This window comes from Bacteroidota bacterium (assembly GCA_013696965.1).
GTDB lineage: Bacteria > Bacteroidota > Bacteroidia > JACCXN01 > JACCXN01 > JACCXN01.
This window is the reverse complement of the sequence record JACCXN010000086.1, coordinates 1-6,454: the sequence shown is the minus strand read 5'-3', so window position 1 is coordinate 6,454 and position 6,454 is coordinate 1. Positions and strand designations below refer to the sequence as shown.

At 36.4% G+C, this 6,454-nt stretch carries 8 protein-coding genes and 1 pseudogene; all 9 read right to left on the bottom strand.

The annotated features are described in order from the left end of the window. Positions 1 to 307 precede the first annotated feature (307 nt). Positions 308 to 1,711, bottom strand: a pseudogene (gene merA / locus H0V01_12720) (mercury(II) reductase). 223 nt (positions 1,712 to 1,934) lie between these two features. Further along, entirely contained in the window at positions 1,935 to 2,549 is a 615-nt protein-coding gene (merTP, locus tag H0V01_12715; protein MBA2584237.1) for a mercuric transport protein MerTP, read from the bottom strand. A gap of 58 nt (positions 2,550 to 2,607) precedes the next feature. After that, positions 2,608 to 2,814: a hypothetical protein gene (locus H0V01_12710; protein MBA2584236.1), complete on the bottom strand. Its 207-nt coding sequence runs from the start codon at positions 2,812 to 2,814 to the stop codon at positions 2,608 to 2,610. A gap of 40 nt (positions 2,815 to 2,854) precedes the next feature. Beyond that, positions 2,855 to 3,244 (bottom strand): metal-sensing transcriptional repressor, encoded by a 390-nt coding sequence (locus tag H0V01_12705; GenBank protein ID MBA2584235.1) that lies wholly within the window; start codon positions 3,242 to 3,244, stop codon positions 2,855 to 2,857. Further along, positions 3,241 to 3,615, bottom strand: coding sequence for a winged helix-turn-helix transcriptional regulator (locus tag H0V01_12700; protein MBA2584234.1), 375 nt, complete (start codon positions 3,613 to 3,615; stop codon positions 3,241 to 3,243). Before H0V01_12700 ends, H0V01_12705 begins: the two co-directional genes overlap by 4 nt. A 155-nt stretch (positions 3,616 to 3,770) precedes the next feature. After that, a complete protein-coding gene (locus H0V01_12695; protein MBA2584233.1) occupies positions 3,771 to 4,490 on the bottom strand; it encodes an NRDE family protein in 720 nt (239 codons plus the stop codon). After that, complete coding sequence (locus tag H0V01_12690; GenBank protein ID MBA2584232.1) at positions 4,478 to 4,978, bottom strand: hypothetical protein; 501 nt, start codon at positions 4,976 to 4,978, stop codon at positions 4,478 to 4,480. The genes H0V01_12695 and H0V01_12690 overlap by 13 nt, the downstream gene beginning before the upstream one ends. Positions 4,979 to 5,092: 114 nt before the next feature. Continuing rightward, on the bottom strand, positions 5,093 to 6,118 hold the full coding sequence (locus tag H0V01_12685; GenBank protein MBA2584231.1) for a hypothetical protein: 1,026 nt from the start codon (positions 6,116 to 6,118) through the stop codon (positions 5,093 to 5,095). Between the two features lie 62 nt (positions 6,119 to 6,180). Next, positions 6,181 to 6,454: hypothetical protein (locus H0V01_12680; protein ID MBA2584230.1), on the bottom strand; the 274-nt coding region annotated here is incomplete at its 5' end.

Here is a 6,454-nt window from a genome sequence, read left to right as displayed (position 1 = left end):
GAGTTATTTGGTTGATAATCTACAAGATACAAAATTAACCCAGGCCAACTTACTGAAAATCAATTAGTTATAAACATACTTATTCACATAAAATTATTCTTAAATAAATTCAAAACAGTTTCTAAATGCAGGACAAGGAGGGGTTACTTTTACCTGAAGAATAATCTGCAAAGAAGTTTATTCCAGGAGTTTTCATTTCCCCTCCCCCTGTTATTTTTCTTGTTTACAATAGGGAGTAATAACAGATCTTGTTACGATTTTCCTGCTATTTCTTTTTAACCGGAAACTTTGGTTACTGCCTTACTAATTAACTTGCACAACAACTAAGTTTTGAAACGTCTTTTCCGAATGCGATAGCTGCTAATTTAATTCCTTCGCCTAAGGTTAAATAAGGATAAAAAGTTTCGGCTAATTCTTTAACAGTAATTCCATATTTAACAGCCATACTTAATTGTTGAATGAGCTCACCTCCTTCAGGTGCGACTACTCTTGCTCCAATTAAACGGTCGGTTTCTGTATTGCGAATTAGTTTAATAAAGCCTCTTGTGTCATTTGCCGCTATGGCTCGTGGCACATCTTTTAATTCCAATTTTGAAACTTCAAAAGGAATGTTTTGAGCTTCTGCCTGTGCTTCGTCCAAACCTGCACCTGCCACTTGTGGATCTGTAAAAACAACCCAGGGCAATGAATAATAATCTGCTTTGTGTTCTGAGCCTGTAAAAGCATTTTCTATGGCAATTTTTCCTTCAAAAGCTGCTGTATAAACAAAAGCAGGAGTGTTGGTTACATCCCCTATGGCATAAATATTCGGTAAATTGGTTTCCATTTTTTCATTTACTTCTATATGTCCGCTTTTGGTAAGCTGTAAACCAATATTTTGTAATCCCAATTTTTGAGTATTGGGCTTTGTGCCCGATGCGACAACTATTTTCCCTTTTTCAATAATTTGAGTGGAAGAACCATCAGGACATCTGCAATGAATAATAGTTTCGATTCCTTTTTTTTCAAATTTAACTGCACGCAAGTTCGGTAGAATTTCAATGCCTTCCTTACGCATTTGTTTTTCCAACGCTTCGCTTATGTCAGGCATTTGGGTTCTTAATACCCGGTCTGTAAATTCAATGATACGTACTTTTACACCCAAACGATTATAAGCCATTGCTATTTCCAAACCTATGTAACCTGCTCCCAAAATGGTGATACTTTGTGGTTTTTCTTCTAAATCAAAAAGCGTAACATTGGTAAGGTAATCAATTTCATTCAGTCCTTCAATGTTTGGAATGTTAGTTGTAGCGCCTGTTGCAATGATAAATTTCAGGGAGGTATATTCTTCTTTCCCGTTAACAATAATTTTTTTATTATCTGAAAATTCTGCCCACCCTTTTATCATTTTTAAATTCTGGAAGTCACTCACCACATCCATATATTTTTGTTGCTGAAGTGTTGCAACAAGTTTTTTCTTGTCTTTGATTACTTGTTCAAAATCAATGTCAACGCCTTTGGGTTTTATTCCGTCAAAATTGGAATGGGTAGCATGGTAAGCAGCCTCTGCTGCTCTTATCAGGTTTTTTGAGGGCACGCATCCCACATTTACACAAGTCCCGCCAAAGTCCAGGCCACCGTTTACCATCAAGGTAGTTAAACCTAAACTTTCTGCTTTTATCGCTGCTGAAAATGCAGCAGAGCCACCACCAATAATAATTAAATCAAACATAGGCTAATTAGATTTAGGTTTTAAGTAATAAGGTTTTTGGCATCCGGCAGCACAGCTTTTTTTATCTGCTGAATTAATAAAGATTGTGCTTTTCATGCCTATATATTTGTTTAAGGTCGCAAGGAATATGCCATATTCATCTTTCGGTTGGTATGCGAAATGTTGCTTATGGTAAATTCATGTGGATTAATTTTAGGGTTAATTGTTTGGTTGTAGATATTTAATTTTGAATTACTTCCTGTTTAATAATCTCATACCCGATTTCATTTATAGCGGTTACAACGTGCTCAAAATCAGTTTTTGATTTATCAAACTTTACGGTGAATTTTCCTGTCCTGTGGTCTGCTGTAGCATCAATAAAACCGGGGAGTTGAGCTACTGCGTGTTTGATATGTTCTTCACAGCCTGTGCAGGTCATTCCTTCAATATCAAAATTTACTTCTGTAATGCTGCTTGATTCTATCACAATCACTTTTGCTTGGTTTTTCGGATAAAAAACAGATGAGTAAAAAGGAAAGGCAATCGAAACAACAGCAAATAGAGTAATCCCAATCAAAAATGCTTTGGTTTGATAAAATTTTGGTTTGTCTATTTCACAAACGCAATCGTCAGCTTTTTTTGGTTTAAGGTGGTTATACCACGCATATCCAATGGCTAAAACTGCCAGGCCAATAAGATAGGGTCGAAACGGTTCTACCCAGGATAAACTTGCTGAAGCTCCACCCACTCCTGCAATGGCTGCAACAACAGGAGGAATACAGCAGGAAGATGCTGCTAAAGCCGCTAAAACCCCTGTTGCAACGGCTCCTTTTGAATTTTTATTTTCAGTTTTCATATGTTTTTATTGAATGAGTAAAAAAGGGTAGGGATGCCTTTTCCCTACCCTTTCTCTTTTACTTTTTTTTGCAACAAGCAGGTAATTCTGCTGTTGAAGCATTGTCATAAGGACATTCCGGTGTCCCTGCCAATGGGCAGTTAATTTTTGGACAATTCGGTGTTCCTTCAAGCAGACAAGTGCTGTTGGATGAACTAAATCCGTAAGCAAGTCCTGCAATGGTTAACATTCCTGCTGCTGCAAGCATCATCATTTTGTTTTTCATGATTTCTCTTTTTTTTAATGGTTAAACAATATCCCAAAGTTCAGTCAAGAGGATGGGGGGTGTCCAAATTATTTGATAAATATTTTTGCAAACTTGTCTCAACTTGCTGTACTTCTTTTAGTTTCTCTGGAACATCTTCCAAAGCGAAGTCAGGAAACAGCTTTCTTAACCGTTCTATAATTTCTTCATTACCGCAATTCCCAGGACAATTTTGATAAGCCGATGATATTTTTTCAGCTAATGCTTTTCGATACGTGTCGTCCAGCAATTCATAGGTAGTTTTGGACAGGATAGCTTGCACGGCTTTCAATTGAAGCAGGACATTTACAGCTTGCTGTTCGTTATCAACTTGTTTTAATATGTAATTTAACTGACCAACAGCAGTTTTGACTGAAACTTTAATGTTTCTGGTTAAATCGGAAGAAATCATACCGTTTTCAGATTTTGGTTAATAATATATTTAAAAAATGGACGAAGCAGTTTAAGTTGTTCGGCTTTAAGTGAATAAAAGATGGTTTGGGCGGAACGTCTTGCTTCAATTATATTTCCATCTTTCATTTTTCGTAAGTGTTGTGAAACGGCAGGGATGCTCATTCCGAGAATGTCGGCAAGATCGCAGGGGCAGAGTTCATTTTCTTCTTCCAACAGAAACATAATTTTCAACCTTACTTCATTACCTGCCAAAGCCAACAAGTTGCTCAATTGAGCAAAAGCCTGAGCATTGGATTGTAACTTGTCCTTGCATTCGCTTATTTGTGTTTGGTCCGCAAAGACCCTGATACACGATTGATTATTTTTCATAATTTCCTCTTTTTGGTTTATAAAGTTACAAAGTTACAAAGTATTTTCTTATTTAAGCAAATACTTAAATATGTTTTATCGCTAAGAGCAGGAAAACTTTTTGACAAAAGCTTTTGTGTTTCGCGGGAGATGCCTAAAAGGATGAATTCAAAACCTTATGTGAGCTTTTTATCTTTGTTCAGGTCATATCTGTGCGTTTCCTTCTTTACCAAATCAATATAGCTGAAGTGCCCTGAATTTTTCCTGATTATTATTTGGGATATACTTAAGGTTTGAAGCCCTCCATTTCGTTTCATTACGATATCATTTTCCATGTTTTCTCCATGAAAGCCGGAATGAAAGCCTGCAATATCAAATCCGGGTATATCGATTTTGTTTTTAATCCACCTGAAAAACCATTTTCTTCTTTGCTCAATGGCCTCTTGATTATATAAAGTTACAGACGACCATATTTCAGGAATAGCAGGGTTAACCGTTTTGATATGTTTTTGTCTGCCGTCCCATCTTAATTCATTGAAATTTTGTTTGTCAATCAATAACAATGTAAAAGGCTCAACGCCAATCAAATTTACATTTTTATAAAAAGTTCCACAGGATTCATATTCAAAGCTTTCCAATAATACTTGTCCCCTACTCTTTTCATATTTTTCTTTTTTAATATGGTTTTCAAAAGCCCCGTTTAGCAGGCAGGCCATTCTACCGTTATTATTCGCTGCTATCCAGGTTCCTCCGGCCAATTCATCTTTGGGATAAATTAAAATGTTTCCGTTATGAAAATATCTTTCAGGAGCCAGGGTAGGCCTGTAAACACTTTCATCCCGGCTTGAGGTAAGGATGAACCCGGCAGAGGTTGGAATATAGCTTACTGTGCACATTTTCCCTTGTATCTGATGGTGGCAGCAGCTATTCCGAAATTGTCTGGGATCAGGTGGTCAAGGTTTTGTTCCTTTAGGCCTATCTTAATTAATGCTTGGTGATGTATGCTGTGTTCAAGATTATAAGCCAGTTCCCTAAAATAAGATGTTTTTACACTTACTGATTCTTCGCCTTCATTGGAAAAATTTCCTTCAAGTATTAATTCACAACAAATATTATAGGTGGAAACATTACTGCATATTTTATCAATGGTATAAATGGCAAACTTCAGGTTGGTTTCAATATCCAGGTTTCTTTCCCGCTTATCGTAATTTACTATCCCTTTATGCCTGCCTTCAACAAGACATAAGTAAAATTCTAATATATGCCTTGTATGTTGCCCGATAGAGGCACCGGAAAGCAACGGTGATTTAAACTGGTATTGTTCCTCTGTAAGGGATTTTACCAGAGATTTGATTTCCTGCAGGTGCTGGGAAAAGTTGTACATAATATTTAGGATTTAATTATTTTAACAAGCTTTTTTTGAGAGAACATATTTTATAATAGGGCATTCTTATGCCTATATATAGACGAAAACCAACCGTTTTCCTGACAATTTTTTTTAACTTTTTTGCTTTTTCCATTCTTTAAAATGCAACAATGCCTCTGAAAACCCTAATGGTTTAATGCCTTTATTTTTATTTTTCTTGCTGATTTTATAAATGATATCCCAATGGTGAATCAACGTTTTCCAGGCAGTCCAAAGTGAACCTGAGGGGTCATAAATATGTGCAGGCTCTGCATTTACTCCGTTTACTTCCAATATTTTTATATTTTCGCCTTTACAAAAAGCCTCCAGAGAAGGCGCTTTAAAATCAAAACGTCCGTAGTAAAAGCCGGGGAGATGGTCGCTGATTTTAGAAAAAATATTTTCAAGGCCTTCATTGATTAAATGATTTCCATTAAAAAAAGCGGTACCCCTATTGTGGTTTCCTATGGGTTCTAGCAGCACCTTTTCACCGTTTCCTGGAACTAAACCGGCTTTAACTCCAAGTTTAATTTGTTGTTTTTCCCAGGTCAATTTAGCCCGAAAGCTATTGTGTATTAATTCTTTAATACTGCTTTTACCATCCCCTACAACATTTAAAAATTCCTTGAGCACAATGGATGGTATCTCCCCTGAGATGTTACCAGGAAAACGATAATAAAAAACCCCGGCTTCAAAAGGATAAGTAATGTATTCCTGTATGAGAAAATCAGAGGTGGCTTGGTGCAGGTAGTTTTCCAGGTCCTTACCATTATGTAAAAGCTCCACTCCAACTCCGCGTTCTGCTTTATCAGGTTTGGCAATGCAGGGAAAGCTGATCTTTTCATCCTTTAAATGTTCAATTACATTATTAATTGATTCATCCTTAGAAATAAGCACTGTTATAGGTTTTAAATGCTCAGGTAGAAAACACAACTGTTTGTATTTTGATGTTCCAAACAAGCCTCCTGTTTCCATTTCAGAATTAACCACTGTGAAGAAAAAGAAAGAACGGGATTTGAGCGCAAGCCATAAATAATAAATGATCACAGGGAAATACACCAGCCCTGTTGGCCAGAATTCCCAATTGGTTAAGCGAATAAAAAAATTGTTCTTCAGCATATTTTTCAGGTAATTTTTTTAGGCAGATATAAAATTCAATAGCTTATCTTAATAACATCTTTTTAAAATGCTTCGGCAAAATAGATGTAAAATCCTTTTGAATCAGGGGTGAAACTATAATCAAACCTGATATTGGCCTGATCATTTTTGCTGATTTTCACACGAAGCCCCATTCCGGCAGCAGGATGAATATTATTGGCCATTACTTTGTTAATTTCTTCATAAACCATTCCTGCCGATGCAAAAGCAACTACTCCAAATCTGCCTTTCAAGTGCTGACGGTATTCTGTTTGGTACAGTAAAAGTTGTTTATCGCGGAACCTGCCCTGATAATAG

Excerpts from the sequence above, each read along its gene's own strand:
- merTP (MBA2584237.1), bottom strand. The coding sequence starts at position 2,549 with ATGAAAACTGAAAATAAAAATTCAAAAGGAGCCGTTGCAACAGGGGTT.
- H0V01_12710 (MBA2584236.1), bottom strand. The coding sequence starts at position 2,814 with ATGAAAAACAAAATGATGATGCTTGCAGCAGCAGGAATGTTAACCATT.
- H0V01_12705 (MBA2584235.1), bottom strand. The coding sequence starts at position 3,244 with ATGATTTCTTCCGATTTAACCAGAAACATTAAAGTTTCAGTCAAAACT.
- H0V01_12700 (MBA2584234.1), bottom strand. The coding sequence starts at position 3,615 with ATGAAAAATAATCAATCGTGTATCAGGGTCTTTGCGGACCAAACACAA.
- H0V01_12695 (MBA2584233.1), bottom strand. The coding sequence starts at position 4,490 with ATGTGCACAGTAAGCTATATTCCAACCTCTGCCGGGTTCATCCTTACC.
- H0V01_12690 (MBA2584232.1), bottom strand. The coding sequence starts at position 4,978 with ATGTACAACTTTTCCCAGCACCTGCAGGAAATCAAATCTCTGGTAAAA.
- H0V01_12685 (MBA2584231.1), bottom strand. The coding sequence starts at position 6,118 with ATGCTGAAGAACAATTTTTTTATTCGCTTAACCAATTGGGAATTCTGG.